The sequence below is a fragment of the Emticicia oligotrophica DSM 17448 genome, from assembly GCF_000263195.1.
Taxonomy (GTDB): domain Bacteria; phylum Bacteroidota; class Bacteroidia; order Cytophagales; family Spirosomataceae; genus Emticicia; species Emticicia oligotrophica.
Genome location: NC_018748.1, coordinates 4,096,853 through 4,112,939 on the forward strand (window position 1 = coordinate 4,096,853; position 16,087 = coordinate 4,112,939).

The window sequence follows — 16,087 nt, forward strand, 5'->3', positions numbered from 1 at the left end:
AATTGTGAGTGTTACAGTACTTAGAGTAAAATCAGCGTAGAGAGTTTAAATAAAAACTGCTATTTTTGCCATATTTAACAAATTTTAAGAAATCAGAAATGGGCTTTGAAGAGATTAAAGGTTTGATAATTAGCATGTTTGGTTCAGATATTATACTAAAAGAAGATAAAGTATCACCGCAACCAAGCATAACTATACCCAATGAGAGATTATTGGAAGTATGTCAGTTTTTGCACGTTCAACCGCAGCTTTATTTTGATTTTTTGGCTTGTATAACTGGAATTGATAATGGTCCTGAAGTAGGAACGATGGAAGTTATTTATCATTTTACTTCTATTCCTTATGAGCATAATTTTGTTTTGAAAGTAGAGATTTCGAGAAATAAGGAGGGTGAGCCGCTTCCAAAAGTTTATTCGCTTACACCAATTTGGCGAACTGCCGATTGGCATGAAAGAGAAGTTTTCGATTTACTTGGAATTGATTTTATTGGTCACCCAGATTTGAGAAGAATATTAATGCCCGCAGATTGGCAAGGTTATCCGCTAAGAAAAGACTACGAAGAACAGACCGAATATCATGGAATTATTGTTAAATATTATTTTTTTTAATGAATTAGAGTCAGACTGTTTGATTCGTAAGAAATAGAAAAACCGATTTATAAATCACTTATCAACTAAATGTTTGAAAAATGGTTTTTTGAGATTCAATTTTCAACGAAAATTATCAAGTCATAATACCATTACTTTTTCGCCATTAATTTGCCAAAATCAATACAAAAAAAATCGGTACCGAAGGTTTCGATACCGATTGATATTTTATCTTCAAAGTTTGAAATTAATAGCTTCACATAGGCGTAAAGGTAGCTTCATCAATAATTTTATGAGCGTGTTCTTTACCTAAGTACTTGTCAATGATACTGTGGGCAATATAAATGAGTGGTGTTAGTAGAATAGCTACTGCAAATTTGTAAATGTAATTATTTGTTCCAGTTGTCAATACTTCTGTCAAAGTCCAATTTCCAAATATATAAAAAGCAATAAAAACCACCACAAAACTATCAATTAGTTGGGAAACAAGCGTTGAACCAGTAGCACGGAGCCAAATCATTTTATTATTGGTATATTTTCGAAGCCAATGGAAAACTGTGGCGTCTAGAATTTGACCAACCAAAAAAGCAGTAATTGAGCCTAAAATAATACCTAAGCCTTGTCGGAAGATAATTCCATAGGCGTCATCAATATTCAAATAATTACCTGCTTTATCTTTATTATTATGATTCACCCAAAAATCGGCGGGTGCAACAATGGTTGAGATGTAAATAATAATGAAAGCATAGGCTATAAGAATAGCCGTGAGATATGAGATTTTTCTAACGCCGGCTTTTCCAAAATACTCATTAATGATATCGGACGTAATAAATACAAAAGGCCAGTTTAATACACCCGAAGACATATTAAAATTAAATTTCTGACCAAACAAAGGCAATTGCATTGGAGCTATTCCAAGCGTATTTTCTACTGAAAATATTTTTGCTCCAATCACCTCAGCTACTATCGCGTTTGTTAGGAAAATCCCACATAGAACTAAATAGAGCGTTTGTTTTTTAGTTTTTATCGAATCAGGCATTTTAGTTTAGATAATGTTCATAGAAAATTCACAGTGAACCTTGATGAACTAGCTAATGATTACTCCATCTTGCATGACTAATTTACGGTCGGCCATGTTTGCTAGGTTTTCATTGTGTGTAATGATAACAAAAGTCTGATTGAATTGTTTTCTTAACTCAAAAAATAGCTGGTGTAATTCTTCTGCATTTTTTGAATCTAAATTTCCGCTTGGTTCATCAGCAAAAACTACCGAGGGAGAATTAATTAATGCCCGAGCAACGGCAACCCTTTGTTGCTCTCCGCCAGATAATTCAGAGGGGAAATGATTGCTTCTTTCTTTTAGTCCGAGTAAATCCAATAATTCTTCTGCCTTTTTCAAGGTTTCAGATTTCTCTTTTCCTCCAATCCAAGCGGGTAAACACACATTTTCAATCGCTGTAAATTCAGGCATTAGGTTGTGAAACTGAAAAATGAAGCTAATTTTTTCGTTCCTAAATTTCGCTAACTCTTTGTCTTTCAATGAACTATAATCAATCCCGTTGAGTGAAACTTCCCCCGAATCTGCCTTGTCAAGTGTTCCTAAAATTTGTAATAAAGTTGTTTTTCCTGCACCAGAGGCTCCCACTATTGAAATAACTTCACCTTGACTTATCTCTAAATCAATACCTTTCAATACTTGAAGGCTACCATAATTTTTTTTTATGTTTTTTGCTTTGAGCATAATTGGCTTTTCGACTCTCTCAAATCGGTAATATTAAATTTGTTATAAATTTTTTAATGGTAAATTAATGACTAAAAATAATTAAAAATTGACACCTTTTTAGCATTAAATTTAATTTTATAGCAATTTAGCAATTAACTGAAATTTCATAATTGTTATTTCGGTTTTGTTGATTAATTTAGCAAAAAATTTAAAACTAAAAATAATCCTACTTTACATGAACGTTCACGAGTATCAAGGTAAAGAAATACTAAGCCGTTATGGTGTACGTATCCAACGCGGTATCGTAGCCGAAACGCCAGAGCAGGCAGTAGCTGCCTATCAGCAAATCGCCGAAATGACTAACTCTAAGTTTGCCGTTGTGAAATCTCAAATTCATGCGGGTGGACGTGGAAAGGGTAATATCGTAGGCTCTGAGCAAAGAGGTGTACAATTAGCCAAATCTGCTGATGATGTACAACGTATCTCAACAAATTTGCTTGGAAATGTATTAGTTACAATCCAAACAGGAGCCGAAGGAAAGAAAGTAAATAAGGTTTTAGTTGCTGAAGATGCTTATTATCCTGGCGAAAGTGAGCCAAAAGAATATTACATGGGTATTTTGCTTGATAGAGCAAAAGGATGTAATGTGATCATGGCTTCTACTGAAGGTGGTATGGATATCGAAGAGGTAGCTGAGCATCATCCAGAAAAAATATTTAAAGAATGGGTTGACCCACGCGTTGGTTTGCAACCTTTCCAAGCACGTAAAATTGCTGATAAATTAGGTTTGACTGGTACTGCCAATAAAGAAATGGTTAAATTCGTTTCTTCTCTGTATCAAGCTTATGTTGAGTCTGACTCATCAATGTTTGAAATCAACCCAGTATTGAAAACTTCTGATAATAAAATTTTAGCAGTTGATGCTAAAGTAAATTTAGATGACAATGCTTTGTATCGTCATGCTGATTTAGCTGCTATGCGTGATAAATCAGAAGAAGATCCATTGGAAGTAGAAGCTTCTGAAAGCGACCTTAACTATGTAAAACTAGACGGAAACGTTGGTTGTATGGTAAATGGTGCTGGTTTGGCTATGGCTACAATGGATATCATCAAACTTTCGGGTGGTGAGCCTGCAAACTTCCTTGATGTAGGTGGTGGTGCTAATGCTAAAACGGTTGAAGCTGGTTTCAGAATTATCTTGAAAGACCCGAACGTAAAAGCTATTTTAATCAACATCTTTGGTGGTATCGTTCGTTGCGACCGTGTTGCTAATGGTGTGGTTGAAGCTTACAAAGCAATTGGCGAAATTCCAGTGCCAATTATCGTTCGTTTACAAGGTACAAATGCAGCCGAAGGTGCGAAAATCATCGACGAGTCTGGTTTGAAAGTTTATTCGGCAATTGCATTAAAAGAAGCTGCTGAATTAGTAGAGAAAGTTTTGGGCGAATCTAAGTAATTTTTGCTTATTCAATAAAAAAGGTGTTATTCGAAAGAATAACACCTTTTTGTTTTAACGACAAATTAATCTTTGTGCGAAGCTGAACTTTTTTGGCAGCAACTTGGAAGTGCATCATGTGATTTTTGGTCAGCAATTACTTCATCGGCATCATAACCAATTTTTGAAATTACTTGCTTTATTTTTTCTGGACTTGTCTTTTTTGTGTTGTAGGTAATTGTAACAACCTTATCATCTAAGTTTAAGTTAGAATTGACAATACCTTTTGAAACGCCTAGGTCACGCTCAATACGTTTTTTGCACATACCACATTTAGCTGAGGTTTTTATTTTAATTTCAGCTGTTTTTGGTGGTTCATTGCTTGGGTTTGCAATTGTTAAAGAACTAATTGTAAGCAACACTGCTAAGATTGAAAGTACTTTTTTCATTGTTTGATTATTTTATGGTTAATTAATTATTCTTTTAATACAATCCCGTTTGGATAACTCCCTACTTGAATATCATTTGTTTTTTGGTGAGTGGAAGCATCAATTACTGAAACCGTATTTCCTCTTTGATTCACTACAAATGCCTTTTTTAAATCCTTCGTAAAGGTTATTGCGTGTGCATCATCTCCAGTGGTAATTGTTCCTTTCAAACTCCATAAGTTATTTTTTCGTTCAAAATAGGCCACTTTTGTCTGATTGGCTTGGCATATCCAAAGTTCATTTAAGGTTGGATGAAAAGCCATTTGCCCGGGTGGAAAATCTAAGTCTAAATATTCCACAATATTTAAAGAAATAGGGTCAATAACATTTATAGTATTGACTATTTTATTTTCTACGTAAATCTTTCCATCTGCAACCGCCCAGACATTGGTAGGGAAGGGGTCAACTTTGATTGTTTTTTCTATATTTTTTGTTTTTGTATTCAATACATAAACAAAACTTGTTTCTCCTAATGCAATGAAAGCATAAGTTCCATCTTTTGAAAATACAACTTCTGAAGGGTCTGCTCCCAGAGCTACTTTGGTTTTTAATACTCCTGTTCCCGCATCAAATATGAACATTTCGCCAGTATGAGTGGCACTCGCTGTCCAAATTTCCGTTCCATCATTCGTAAATGCTGCGTTAAAATTAGCATTAGTCAGAGGCATTTTCAATAAGGTATTTCCATTTAAAGCATCAACTATGGTTACTCCTCCTTTTTTATCAGTAGCATTGTGTAATAATGCATGACCTAAAGTGAAATCGAACTCAGGAATGGCAACTGCTAATCTTGTTTTATCGGGCGATAGGCTAATATGATGAGGAAATCTTCCTACTTCTGTTAATTGAATTATATTTTTTACACTAAGAGTGTTCAAATCAATAATAGAAATTGTATTACTTCCTCCATTAACCACAAATGCCTTTGGAAAATCATCAACTGCGATGGGTTCTGGGTTATCTTTTTGCTTATTTTTACAAGAATATGTTAATGAACTAAGTAAAAAAACACTAATTGTTAATAATTTAAAGGTAATAGTTTTGTCTTTTAATAACATGGGATTCTATTTTCTTAAAAAACGATTTTCATCCAAAATAATGTATATCAAAAGCAAAACTAATCCTAAAAACTAAGTTTGATTACAATCTTCCTCCTAATTTATACCTTGTTCCAAAATATATAATTCTCCCAACCACGGGTCCCCAAGCACTACCTGCATCAAACCTGCTCCCAAATGGGTTGTCAGGAGTAACAATTGGGTCTTTTTGGGTAAAATTATTTAGATTTTCGCCGCCTAAATAGACATCCCATCTTCTAAATGAACGACTGATTTGTGCATTAATATTGGCGAATGCTGGAGCGTATCTAATTGGCATAGACTCATAACTTGTATGTATGTAGGTTGTTGATAAATTAGGTACTCGACGTATGCCATTATATTGAACAGTAAAATCAAACTTCCATTTATCAAAAGGCAATGCATATCCTACATTGAATAAAACTCTATCACGAGGGACAAACATTTTTCTAACGGTAATTTCTTGTCCCAATGATTTACCTAAAGTTTGCCAAACATCAGAATAACGATAGGCTAATTTAAATTCTAAGCGAGGCATCGGAATTAAATTTAGCTCAACTTGAGCGGAGTTGGCATAGTTTCTACCTTGAGAATTATAGAAATACAAGAAATTAGGGTGTTCTGTATCACCAATGAGTTGATTTTCGAAATAAGTATGGAATAAGTCAATAATGATATTTGATTTCCCAAATGATTTGGTCAAACTTGCACCAAAATTCCACGAAACTTCTGGATTGATTTTTTCTAAAAATCTAACTGTTCTTGAACTAACCAAATTTCCAAAATATTCTGCAAATGGATTAGCAGTTCTGAATCCCTTTCCTGCAGAAAATCTCAATGCCGTTTTTTCAGTAGCATTGTATAAGATATGTAGTCTGGGTGTAAAAATTGTGCCATACAAATTATGAAAATCGAGCCTTGTACCAGCCACAGTGGTTAGTTTATCGAGATATTTGTATGTGTATTCAAAGAATGCTCCTTTGACAATTTCATTTCGTTTGTAAATTAAATCAGCAAATTTTTCGTCAAAATTATCATACAAAAAACTAGCACCAACTTTATACGAGTGATTGGTATTACCGAAAATATCTTGGTAGATTAAGTTTCCGTACAAGGTTTCTTGTTTACCATTGTAAGGACGAAATCCAAACTGTGATTTTGAATCATGAATCACTCCATTAATAATTAATCCTAAACCACGATAAGGTTTTGTTTGATAAAGTTTAGCAGTTTTAGAAAAAAACTCAGCCCTACTAGTTGTATTTGAAAATCTATAAATGAGGTTATCGAGCGAAAGGGGACTTTTATTTATCTGTCCACCCATTCGTGTGTCATACAAGTATTTTACACCAAATTGTGCGACCATTTTATCTGACTCATATTTCCAACGATTGATAAAATTAGCTTGTGTATATTGGGGTAAATCATAGAAATTATCATTGTTTTTATCAATGGTAGTCTGCATAGATGAGCCGTGTGAAAGTAAGGCAGTTGACCATTTTTTATTTTCATTCTTAGTCTTGAATATATGTGCTAAATTAAGATTAACTTCACCGCGGCCTAAACTATTAACATAGGTATTAAGATATATTTTTTCTGCAAGGTCGGGCTTTTGAAGTTCAACATTTATTTGTCCTGTCATCGATTCATATCCATTTACTACTGAGCCAGCACCTTTACCAATGTCGATTGATTGAATCCAAGTTCCGGGAATATTATTTAAACCAAAAGTAGTAGCTAACCCCCTGAGCGAGGGAATATTCTCAACATTTGTTTGAACGTAAGTGCCTGCTAAACCTAATAATTGAATTTGTTTAGCACCAGTAACTGCATCGGCATAACTTACTGATACAGAGGCATTTGTTTCGAAACTTTCAGAGAGATTACAACAAGCAGCCTTGGCTAAAGCTTTTGAAGTAATGATTTCGGTGTGAATAGGGGAGAGCCTATCCAACGAAGTCGAACTGCTTCTGACAACGACCTCTTGTAATTGATTATCTGAAATTAAATAGATTCTTAAATCGTTTTCATTGCTGATTTCGAGCGTATCAGACTTATAACCTACGAAACTGATTATTAGCTTTTTTGATTTTGACCTTGCAATACTAAATTTCCCTTCTATGTCAGTGTTGGTGGCTACTTTTGTCCCCAGCCAATTGACACTTGCACCGATGATAGGCTCCTCTTTTCCATTTGATTTATCAAGCACTATTCCACTGACATTTTGAGTAAATGCTTGTGATTGTGCTGAAATAATTAGAATTCCGATTAAAATTTTTATTCGAAATTTGTATATTAAATGATGTCTATTCTTCATTGGATTAATTTTTTATCACAATTCCATTTGGTTTTTGTCCAACAGGAATATCCTTTATTTTTTGATGATTCAATACATCAATTATAGAAACAGTTAGATTTTTTTGATTAGTAACAAAAGCCGTTTTCCCATCTTTAGAAAATGCAATTGCGTGTGCGTCAAGTCCAGTTTGAATACTGCCTTTTTTACTCCATTTACCATTTATTTTTGTATAGTAATAGACAAAGCTTTTACCGGCATTACTAATCCACAATTCATTTTGAAGCTGATTATAGGCAACATAACCGGGCGTAAAACCCAATTCAATTGTTTCTGTCACTTCTAACTTGTTTGCATTAATGATACTGATTGTTTGTCCAACTTCATTGTCAACATACATGTTACCATCTTCTGCAGGCCATGCACCTACTGGTTCTACACCAACTGGAATTGTTTTGATTACCTTCTTACTAACTGGGTCAATCACAGAAACTGAGTTGCTGCCACCATTGGCCGTAAAGGCGTATTTACCGTCTATTGAAAAAGTAACTTCCGCAGGTTCTTCACCTACTTCAATCGTATTTTTCAATGATAAGTTTTGTGCATCAAAAACTAAAGTTTTTCCATGATGTTCCATTGAAGTTGTCCAAATCTCTTTTCCATCAGGAGAAAAAGTAGCATTGTGATTCGGCTTTTCAAGAATCTTAGTATTGATAATGTTACCATTTTTAGCATCTATAATAAGGATTTTACCTTGCGTTTGATGCTCGCCTGTGTGTCCTTCACTTAAATCTACACCCGGCACACCAATACTTAATTTGTTTCCATCTGGCGATAAGTAGATATGGTGTGGAAAAAATATATCATCAGATTTGCTACTGTGTAAGGCACTTAATTTATTGTTTGTATTTAAGTTTATTGTCTTTGTTTCATCCGATGATAAATTAATTACAGAAATTGTCGAGCTTTCACCATTTATGACGAATGCTGCTGGATAATTTACCTCAATTTCTGGTGTAGTGTCATGTTTGCTACATGAGATGGCAATACTAAATATGATTGCTGCAATGATTATCTTTTTCATTTTAATACTTTATGATTATCGCTTTCTGCTTAAAAAGAAAAGTATAAATCCACTTAAAATTGTAAATAAACCAAATATCGAAAACGCTCTCAGTAGCCAATTAGAAATATTATCTCTCCCTTGGTAATCCATGGTATGTAGCATCCACAAAAAGTCAAAAACTCGCCATTTTGAATTTCTAAACTTCTGAACCGTCCCCAATTCACTGGCTACATAGACAGTTGTATTACTTGGATGAACGAAAGTTACTGCGTATGCTGGTAACGGCTGTTCTCTATATTCGTGATGCTGATTTGTATTAGTTAGATAAATAACATTTTTAACTGGGCTATCTGAACTAAAGCTCTTTTTAGCTATTTCAATCGCTTCATTTTTATTCAACGGAGGACGTAAATCTCCTGTTTTAGCATTAGCTAATTGTATTTTTTTATTTCTATCGTGTTCTTTTGAATAAGTAATTTGATAAAAAGGCTTATTCAGAATTTGTATAAGTCGAATGTCAAATAAAAAATTGACAGTGTCTTTAAGCTTTATTTTTTCTATTATTTCAGCGGGATTTACAAATTTTGTATCGGCAGAAAGCGGGTGTATATGTGCTCTTTGATGGTCTCCATGAACATCATCCATATCTGACCAACTGAAATATAAACCACCTACTGTCCAGAGTAAAAATTGGATTCCTAGTATTACACCCAGCCAACGGTGAGTTTTTCTGATTTTTCGCTGAAATACGTTTTTCTTCATACTTTTCTTAATATATGAGTATCAAAAAGGGTATTCAATTAATAAATTGAATAATTAGTGATACTTCTTTAGTTAAAAGAGATAGGTAGCTTGCTAATGAGGAAGAAATCAAGATTTTCTGCTTAAAGTTCTAGTTATTAGCAAATGTAAAATAGCCAATTGGTGTTGTTAAGAAGTATAACAAATCATGGTTATTACATCATTTTATTCTGTAATAACAAAATATTTTGTTTAATTCTTTAAAATACGACTAAATGACTATTAATTTGAGAGGGAGAAGAAATCAAATCAAAAAAGATTGAATGAAAATTCTTATAGAAATACCATTGGATGAAGGTGGTGAGGATGATGTTTTTTTTGAGACTAGATTTTCCAAAATGTCTCTTACCACAGCTCTTAAAAAGTCTGTAATTGTAACTTTTACCCAATCAATGCTTTTTTGTACAAATTTTGCAACTGATTCTGAAGCTGAATAAGAATAATCAACATTTTGGTATTTTTCTTCTTCAGAGCAGCATTTAGATTTTTTTACTACTGGTCTTTCTGATGAAGTATGGTTTTTGAAAGACTTATTGCAGCAAGAAGTTTCGCTTTTGTAAAGTGCAGTTTGTTTGCCTTTTACAGTGCATGAATGCTCAATCAAGCCAAATCCAGTATTGCTTATAAGCACTACCACAGCCATAAACACATTTAATATGCGAAAAATAGCGTTTTTCATTGATTGATTGATTTTTTTTACAAAGTTATCTAATAATATACGAGATTTCCAAAAGAAAAGTTCAAGAATTTATGCTAGACGACTTCCATTAGGTACTTTTTGTTGAGGTTCTGATAATACAACTTCTCCGTTTTCAAGAATAAAACCGGTAGTGAGTACTTCAGACATAAAATCTGCGATTTGTCGGGGTGGAAAATTGGTCACACAAATTACTTGTTTACCTAGCAGTTCTTCTTTAGTGTAGAGTTTTGTTATTTGAGCAGATGAACGTTTGATGCCAATTTCAGGGCCAAAATCAATTAAAAGTTTATAGGCAGGTTTGCGTGCTTTAGGGAAATCATTTATTTCAACGATTGTGCCAGCTCTAAGTTCAACCTTTTCGAAATCTTGCCAAGTGATTTGCTCGCTCATAATGTTTCATTTAAAAAGAGGTGCTTGAATCATTCAAGCACCTCTTTTAGAGTATTTATATTATTTTAAGCTACCTACCATATCCTCAGGTTTTACCCACTCATCGAATTCTTCAGAAGTGAGATATCCTAAGCTAATAGCTGTTTCTTTTAATGTAGAGCCATTTTTATGAGCAGTTTGTGCAATTTCTGCTGCTTTATAATAACCAATTTTGGTATTTAGGGCTGTTACGAGCATTAATGAATTATTAACGTGTTTGTTGATGTTATCGTAAAGTGGCTCGATACCCACCGCACATTTATCATTGAATGAAACACAACCCTCTCCAATCAAACGAGCAGAATGTAGGAAGTTATAAATCATTACTGGTTTAAATACGTTTAATTCAAAATGACCCATTGCACCGCCAAAATTGATAGCAACGTCATTCCCCATTACCTGTGCCGAAATCATTGTTAAGGCTTCACATTGTGTTGGGTTTACTTTTCCTGGCATGATTGATGAGCCTGGCTCATTATCAGGAATAAATAATTCACCAATACCTGCTCTTGGGCCAGAAGAAAGCATACGAATATCGTTGGCAATTTTCATTAAACTTACCGCAACCGTTTTCAAAGCACCGTGTGCTTCAACGATGGCATCGTGAGCGGCTAAAGCCTCAAATTTATTTTCAGCAGTAATAAAAGGTAAACCCGTAAGGCCTGCAATGTGTTTAGCAACTACTTCTGAGTAACCTTGTGGAGTGTTGATACCAGTTCCTACTGCTGTGCCACCTAAAGCTAATTCAGAAAGGTGAGCTAGGCTATTTTTAATTGCTTTTAAGCCATGGTTTAACTGAGAAACATATCCTGAGAATTCTTGGCCTACAGTTAATGGAGTAGCATCCATGAAGTGCGTACGTCCAATTTTCACTACATTCATGAAAGCCTCTGACTTTGCAGCAAGTGTATCACGCAATTTTTCGATACCTGGAATGGTTACTTCAACCAACATTTTATAGGCAGCAATGTGCATCGCTGTTGGAAAAGTATCATTTGATGATTGAGATTTATTTACATCATCGTTTGGATGTAAGAATTTTGTTTTATCAGCAAGGTCACCACCTTGCAAAACATGTCCTCTGTAAGCAATTACCTCATTGCAATTCATATTCGATTGCGTACCAGAGCCTGTTTGCCAAACAACCAATGGGAATTGGTCATCTAATTTGCCAGCTAAAATTTCATTGCATACAGTACCAATTAAATCTGCTTTTTCTTTAGGAAGAACGCCTAATTCATGATTAGCTAAGGCTGCCCCATGTTTTAGGTAAGCAAATGCCTTGATAATTTCTTTTGGCATTTTATTGATATCTTGGGCAATTTTAAAGTTTTCGATTGAGCGTTGTGTTTGAGCTCCCCAGTACACATCAGCAGGCACTTGTACCTCACCCATCGTATCTTTTTCTATTCTGTATTGCATGATTTTTTATAATTATAAATAAGCTTACTTGTTAAATTTTTACTGGTGCAAAAATAACTTAGAATTGAATATAGTTTTGAAAAACTATACTTTTTTTACGATTTAATAAAAAAAGCACGAGATTAGTCGTGCTTGCTACTATATCGTAAAATTTGTTAATTCAGTCTGTATGGAACAATCAAATTAAACTCTGGTATTTCTACGTAAAATTGTTTTCCATCAATTAGTCGTTCCATCAAATAACTTCCCATCATTTTACCAATAGTTGTTTTTAGATTACACCCAGATACATATTCATGAGTTTCTCCAGGTTCCAACACAGGTTGTAATCCGATTACCCCTTCACCTTCCACCTCTCTGATTGTTCCATTTGTATCAAATATATACCATTGCCGGCGTTTAAGTTGAATTGTGTTTTCGTTATTATTTTCTATTCTAATTCGATATGTAAATACAAAATGTTCTTGTATCGGGCTAGAATACATTGGTTGATATTCTGTCATTACGGTGACTTTTACTCCGGCAGTTACAGCAGTTGTTGTCATCATAGTATTTTTTTATATAGCAAAAGACTGCTAATGTTTAGATACAATTTGGTAATTAACTTTAAAAATCCCGCAAATAAATCTGATATTTGTTTAAGAGAAAGTTGCTTAACGGACTCAAATTGTCTACTTTTATAGATTCAACGTTGTAAAAATACATAAAATATTAATATCAAATTATTTATTTTAACAAATGGATGTAAGAATTGAAGAAAGTTGGAAAGAAAGATTAAAAAATGAGTTTGAAAAGCCGTATTTTGAGACCTTAATCTCTTTTGTAAAAGAGGCATACAAGACAAGTGTCTGTTATCCGCCGGGTAAATTAATATTCAATGCTTTTGATAAATGCCCTTTTTCACAAACCAGAGTGGTGATACTTGGTCAAGACCCATATCATGGTGCTGGGCAAGCAAATGGTTTAAGTTTTTCTGTAAACGATGGTGTAACTTTCCCTCCTTCCCTTATTAATATATTTAAAGAGCTTAATGAAGATTTAGGTATTCCAATGCCGAAAAGTGGTAATTTAGAACGTTGGGCTGAACAGGGAGTTTTACTTTTGAATGCTACTCTCACAGTACAAGCTTCGATGGCTGGTTCACATCAAAATAAGGGTTGGGAACAATTTACAGATGCAGTAATCAGATGTATTAATGAAGAAAAAGAAGGTGTTGTTTTTATGCTTTGGGGTAAATATGCTCAAGATAAGGGTAAAATTATAGATACCAACAAACACTTTGTCTTGAAATCTAAGCATCCTTCACCAATGTCGGCAAACTTTGGTGGTTGGTTTGGAAATAAGCATTTCAGCCAAGCAAATAATTATTTAATCAGTCGAGGGCAAAACCCAATTGAATGGTAATAAAAAAAGCCGAAGTTAAACTTCGGCTTTTTTTATTGGTATTTTGTATTTATCTAATAATAGAGAATAATCTACTCCAACGGATTTTGTTTAAGAAACTACCATCTTTATCAATTGACATCCAAATAAATACGGCTTTTCCGACAATATGGTCTTCTGGAACAAACCCCCAGAATCTTGAGTCATCAGAACCATGACGATTATCACCCATCATGAAATAATAATCTTGTTTGAAAGTATATGAAGTAATGGCTTTTCCATCTACTAATAATTTGCCATTTTCATATTTAGCATTTTCATTACCATCAAATGTCGTTATTACACCTTTGTATAATGCAATATTTTTCTCATCCAACTGAACAGTCATTCCTTTCTTTGGAATCGTAATTGGACCAAAGTTGTCTCGATTGAATGGGAAAAGACGAGAGTTGTAAGGGAAAGCAGGCATTGTAGTATCTCCTTTAGACATCAATAATGGTGTAATTCCCTTCACAAAATCAAGTTTTTTCATCTCATTCATAGCACCTGCCGTCGATTTTACATAGTAAATCGTTTTATCAGTCATACGGAGGTCTTGCTCGAACTCTGTGATTTCGTACTTATTAAAAATCTTTTCGTTTACTTGAGTATTCGTTTCAATGGCATATTCCATTTGCATTTTCTCTGGATTGTCTGCCGCTTTTCCGTTGATAAACACTTGTCCATCACGTACTTCAAGAACATCACCTGCAATGGCTACACATCTTTTAATATAGTTGGTTCTTAAATCAACTGGATATTTGTCAAATCCACCAAACTCATCAGGTCTTTCGGGGCATCCTGGATAGTTAAAAACTACTACATCTCCATTTTTTACACTTGTAAAGCCCGGTAGGCGATACATCGGTAGTTGAATTAAATCAGAATAAGATGGTATATCAGTAAACCAAATTTTTTGGTGAGTCAGCGGCATTTGTATAATAGTCTTCGGAGTACGTGAACCGTAATGAAGCTTGCTTACAAATAGAAAGTCATTAATTAATAAACTTTTTTCCATCGAACCAGTTGGAATGGTATATGCTTCCAAAAACATCCATCTGATTAGGGTTGCTGCTACTACAGCAAATAATACTGAGTCCCACCATTCTCTGATTGCAGATTTTTTCTTTTTGGTATTTGTCTCAGTTGTTTGAACTTCTGCCATTGATATAGTTTTCTTAAAATCTAATATTTTATAATTTGATACTTATATTATCTTAAACCAAGGAGGTCAGTCATACTGTAAACGCCTTCTTTCCCGTTTAGCCACTCTGCCGCTACTACTGCACCTAGTGCAAATCCTTGGCGACTATTGGCAATGTGGGTAATTTCTATTTGGTCAACGTCTGAAATATATTTTATGGTATGTGTGCCTGGTACTTTTCCTTCTCTTGACGACCAAATCGGAACTTCATTTTCATTCGCAATTTGGTTATTAACCCAACTATCTTTACCTGACATTTCTTCAATTATTCCTTCTGCTAGCGTAATCGCTGTGCCACTTGGAGCATCTTTCTTTTCAGTGTGGTGTATTTCATTACTTGATACTTTATACTCGCTCATGTAAGGATTCATTAATCGAGCTAAAGTTTTGTTAAGTTCGAAAAATAAATTTACACCTATACTATAATTTGAAGCATAGAAAAAAGCAGCTTTATTTTCAATACAAAGGCGTTCTATTTCTGATTTATGTTGAAGCCACCCAGTTGTACCACATACAGTTGGAATTCCAAACTCCATGCAGTATTTTAAATTTCCATAAGCTGATTCTGGTGAACTAAATTCTATGGCAACATCAGTATTTTCACGATTAATTGTCAACATTTCAGTTCTATTAGTGACATCAATTTTTGCTGAAATTTCGTGACCACGTTGTAAAGCAATTTGTTCAATTACTTTACCCATTTTTCCGTACCCTAAAAGTGCTATTCGCATACTTCGAGTTTGTAAGTTATTTTGAAAATTAAAAATTTAATCTAAATTTTACACCAGCGGCTGAACCAAATGATGTAGGTTGTACTGATGGTTCGATTTTAAAAGAAATGTCTTCTGTCATATCAAATCCTCTCAGGTGAGCAGATACGTTTGCTTGTATTGCTTGCAAGGTCCAACCCACCGCCAAACCAATCCATGATAGGTCTCTTTGGCGATGATACGCTTTTACTGCAGGCTCAATTTGCGTTTTTACAAATGGCCCACGAAGTTCGCCATTTATTGGTATATACACCTCTGTTTTTTTATCAATTACTATTTCTGATAAGTAGCTCTTATAAAACTTATACTTACCATTATTCCACCAAATTGCATAAATACCTCCGGCAGCAGCTCCATAAACAATTGGAATTACCCAGTATTGTTTATTTGATGCTTGCCCCCAACCTGGAAGTATTAAAGAACGAATGAGTATAGTTCTAGGGATACTTCGTTTATTCGCTGAGTCGGTTTTTATGATTTTCTTCAAAAAACTTGTCTTTTGTGTCGTATCAACGATTGTTTGTACAGAGCGATTAACTTTGACAGAATCAATTTTTTGAGCCCATAAAATATTTGATACGAAGAATAAGACGATTAAAATCCTTATCATTATGTTTGAATTTTTGGTTTATAACGATTTACAGCAAACCATAAGTGCTAAAAAC

At 34.2% G+C, this 16,087-nt stretch carries 17 protein-coding genes; 3 read left to right on the forward strand and 14 right to left on the reverse strand.

The window, feature by feature from the left end; genetic code table 11:
• Window positions 1-65 precede the first annotated feature (65 nt).
• The gene (locus EMTOL_RS17000; protein WP_305953261.1) at window positions 66-608 is read left to right on the forward strand and encodes an NADH-quinone oxidoreductase subunit C; all 543 of its coding nucleotides are present in this window, start codon (window positions 66-68) and stop codon (window positions 606-608) included.
• 235 nt (window positions 609-843) lie between these two features.
• Here the strand turns inward: EMTOL_RS17000 and EMTOL_RS17005 are convergent, their stop codons facing one another.
• Both EMTOL_RS17005 and EMTOL_RS17010 read right to left on the reverse strand, forming a co-directional pair.
• The gene (locus tag EMTOL_RS17005) at window positions 844-1,626 is read right to left on the reverse strand and encodes a queuosine precursor transporter (RefSeq protein ID WP_015030551.1); all 783 of its coding nucleotides are present in this window, start codon (window positions 1,624-1,626) and stop codon (window positions 844-846) included.
• Between the two features lie 48 nt (window positions 1,627-1,674).
• Window positions 1,675-2,328, reverse strand: a complete 654-nt coding sequence (locus EMTOL_RS17010) for an ABC transporter ATP-binding protein (protein ID WP_015030552.1) — start codon at window positions 2,326-2,328, stop codon at window positions 1,675-1,677.
• 217 nt (window positions 2,329-2,545) lie between these two features.
• Here EMTOL_RS17010 and sucC point away from each other — a divergent pair, with 217 nt between their 5' ends.
• Window positions 2,546-3,766, forward strand: a complete 1,221-nt coding sequence (gene sucC, locus EMTOL_RS17015; RefSeq protein WP_015030553.1) for an ADP-forming succinate--CoA ligase subunit beta — start codon at window positions 2,546-2,548, stop codon at window positions 3,764-3,766.
• Between the two features lie 65 nt (window positions 3,767-3,831).
• On the opposite strand, the gene EMTOL_RS17020 is transcribed toward sucC, so the two are convergent.
• From EMTOL_RS17020 to apaG, 9 genes are all read right to left on the reverse strand, one after another.
• Entirely contained in the window at window positions 3,832-4,194 is a 363-nt protein-coding gene (locus EMTOL_RS17020) for a heavy-metal-associated domain-containing protein (RefSeq protein WP_015030554.1), read from the reverse strand.
• A gap of 26 nt (window positions 4,195-4,220) precedes the next feature.
• A complete protein-coding gene (locus EMTOL_RS17025; protein WP_015030555.1) occupies window positions 4,221-5,291 on the reverse strand; it encodes a YncE family protein in 1,071 nt (356 codons plus the stop codon).
• 82 nt (window positions 5,292-5,373) lie between these two features.
• Window positions 5,374-7,629 carry a TonB-dependent receptor plug domain-containing protein gene (locus tag EMTOL_RS17030; protein WP_015030556.1) on the reverse strand — a complete coding sequence of 752 codons (2,256 nt, stop codon included), beginning with the start codon at window positions 7,627-7,629 and terminating at the stop codon, window positions 5,374-5,376.
• Window positions 7,630-7,633: 4 nt separating this feature from the next.
• The gene (locus EMTOL_RS17035; RefSeq protein ID WP_015030557.1) at window positions 7,634-8,692 is read right to left on the reverse strand and encodes a YncE family protein; all 1,059 of its coding nucleotides are present in this window, start codon (window positions 8,690-8,692) and stop codon (window positions 7,634-7,636) included.
• Window positions 8,693-8,707: 15 nt separating this feature from the next.
• Window positions 8,708-9,436 carry a PepSY domain-containing protein gene (locus EMTOL_RS17040; protein WP_015030558.1) on the reverse strand — a complete coding sequence of 243 codons (729 nt, stop codon included), beginning with the start codon at window positions 9,434-9,436 and terminating at the stop codon, window positions 8,708-8,710.
• A 283-nt stretch (window positions 9,437-9,719) separates the two neighbouring features.
• Entirely contained in the window at window positions 9,720-10,154 is a 435-nt protein-coding gene (locus tag EMTOL_RS17045; protein ID WP_015030559.1) for an HYC_CC_PP family protein, read from the reverse strand.
• A 69-nt stretch (window positions 10,155-10,223) separates the two neighbouring features.
• Window positions 10,224-10,565, reverse strand: a complete 342-nt coding sequence (locus EMTOL_RS17050) for a tRNA-binding protein (RefSeq protein ID WP_015030560.1) — start codon at window positions 10,563-10,565, stop codon at window positions 10,224-10,226.
• 60 nt (window positions 10,566-10,625) lie between these two features.
• Window positions 10,626-12,026 (reverse strand): class II fumarate hydratase, encoded by a 1,401-nt coding sequence (gene fumC / locus EMTOL_RS17055; RefSeq protein WP_015030561.1) that lies wholly within the window; start codon window positions 12,024-12,026, stop codon window positions 10,626-10,628.
• Between the two features lie 155 nt (window positions 12,027-12,181).
• Window positions 12,182-12,571: a Co2+/Mg2+ efflux facilitator ApaG/CorD gene (gene apaG, locus EMTOL_RS17060; RefSeq protein ID WP_015030562.1), complete on the reverse strand. Its 390-nt coding sequence runs from the start codon at window positions 12,569-12,571 to the stop codon at window positions 12,182-12,184.
• A 193-nt stretch (window positions 12,572-12,764) separates the two neighbouring features.
• On the opposite strand from apaG, the gene ung reads away from it, so the two are divergent.
• Window positions 12,765-13,430, forward strand: a complete 666-nt coding sequence (gene ung, locus EMTOL_RS17065; protein WP_015030563.1) for a uracil-DNA glycosylase — start codon at window positions 12,765-12,767, stop codon at window positions 13,428-13,430.
• A 49-nt stretch (window positions 13,431-13,479) separates the two neighbouring features.
• Here ung and lepB read toward each other — a convergent pair whose 3' ends face one another.
• Genes lepB through EMTOL_RS17080 form a run of 3 tightly spaced genes read right to left on the reverse strand, consistent with a single transcriptional unit; the run spans window position 13,480 to window position 16,032 of the window.
• Entirely contained in the window at window positions 13,480-14,613 is a 1,134-nt protein-coding gene (gene lepB / locus EMTOL_RS17070; RefSeq protein ID WP_015030564.1) for a signal peptidase I, read from the reverse strand.
• Between the two features lie 47 nt (window positions 14,614-14,660).
• Window positions 14,661-15,383, reverse strand: coding sequence for a 4-hydroxy-tetrahydrodipicolinate reductase (gene dapB, locus EMTOL_RS17075; RefSeq protein ID WP_015030565.1), 723 nt, complete (start codon window positions 15,381-15,383; stop codon window positions 14,661-14,663).
• A gap of 28 nt (window positions 15,384-15,411) precedes the next feature.
• Window positions 15,412-16,032 carry a DUF5683 domain-containing protein gene (locus tag EMTOL_RS17080; protein WP_015030566.1) on the reverse strand — a complete coding sequence of 207 codons (621 nt, stop codon included), beginning with the start codon at window positions 16,030-16,032 and terminating at the stop codon, window positions 15,412-15,414.
• Window positions 16,033-16,087 lie beyond the last annotated feature (55 nt).

What these genes read in the sequence shown, in the direction of transcription:
- EMTOL_RS17005 (WP_015030551.1), bottom strand. Translation starts at nt 1,626, where the DNA reads ATGCCTGATTCGATAAAAACTAAAAAACAAACGCTCTATTTAGTTCTA.
- EMTOL_RS17010 (WP_015030552.1), bottom strand. Translation starts at nt 2,328, where the DNA reads ATGCTCAAAGCAAAAAACATAAAAAAAAATTATGGTAGCCTTCAAGTA.
- sucC (WP_015030553.1), top strand. Translation starts at nt 2,546, where the DNA reads ATGAACGTTCACGAGTATCAAGGTAAAGAAATACTAAGCCGTTATGGT.
- EMTOL_RS17020 (WP_015030554.1), bottom strand. Translation starts at nt 4,194, where the DNA reads ATGAAAAAAGTACTTTCAATCTTAGCAGTGTTGCTTACAATTAGTTCT.
- EMTOL_RS17025 (WP_015030555.1), bottom strand. Translation starts at nt 5,291, where the DNA reads ATGTTATTAAAAGACAAAACTATTACCTTTAAATTATTAACAATTAGT.
- EMTOL_RS17030 (WP_015030556.1), bottom strand. Translation starts at nt 7,629, where the DNA reads ATGAAGAATAGACATCATTTAATATACAAATTTCGAATAAAAATTTTA.
- EMTOL_RS17035 (WP_015030557.1), bottom strand. Translation starts at nt 8,692, where the DNA reads ATGAAAAAGATAATCATTGCAGCAATCATATTTAGTATTGCCATCTCA.
- EMTOL_RS17040 (WP_015030558.1), bottom strand. Translation starts at nt 9,436, where the DNA reads ATGAAGAAAAACGTATTTCAGCGAAAAATCAGAAAAACTCACCGTTGG.
- EMTOL_RS17045 (WP_015030559.1), bottom strand. Translation starts at nt 10,154, where the DNA reads ATGAAAAACGCTATTTTTCGCATATTAAATGTGTTTATGGCTGTGGTA.
- EMTOL_RS17050 (WP_015030560.1), bottom strand. Translation starts at nt 10,565, where the DNA reads ATGAGCGAGCAAATCACTTGGCAAGATTTCGAAAAGGTTGAACTTAGA.
- fumC (WP_015030561.1), bottom strand. Translation starts at nt 12,026, where the DNA reads ATGCAATACAGAATAGAAAAAGATACGATGGGTGAGGTACAAGTGCCT.
- apaG (WP_015030562.1), bottom strand. Translation starts at nt 12,571, where the DNA reads ATGACAACAACTGCTGTAACTGCCGGAGTAAAAGTCACCGTAATGACA.
- ung (WP_015030563.1), top strand. Translation starts at nt 12,765, where the DNA reads ATGGATGTAAGAATTGAAGAAAGTTGGAAAGAAAGATTAAAAAATGAG.
- lepB (WP_015030564.1), bottom strand. Translation starts at nt 14,613, where the DNA reads ATGGCAGAAGTTCAAACAACTGAGACAAATACCAAAAAGAAAAAATCT.
- dapB (WP_015030565.1), bottom strand. Translation starts at nt 15,383, where the DNA reads ATGCGAATAGCACTTTTAGGGTACGGAAAAATGGGTAAAGTAATTGAA.
- EMTOL_RS17080 (WP_015030566.1), bottom strand. Translation starts at nt 16,032, where the DNA reads ATGATAAGGATTTTAATCGTCTTATTCTTCGTATCAAATATTTTATGG.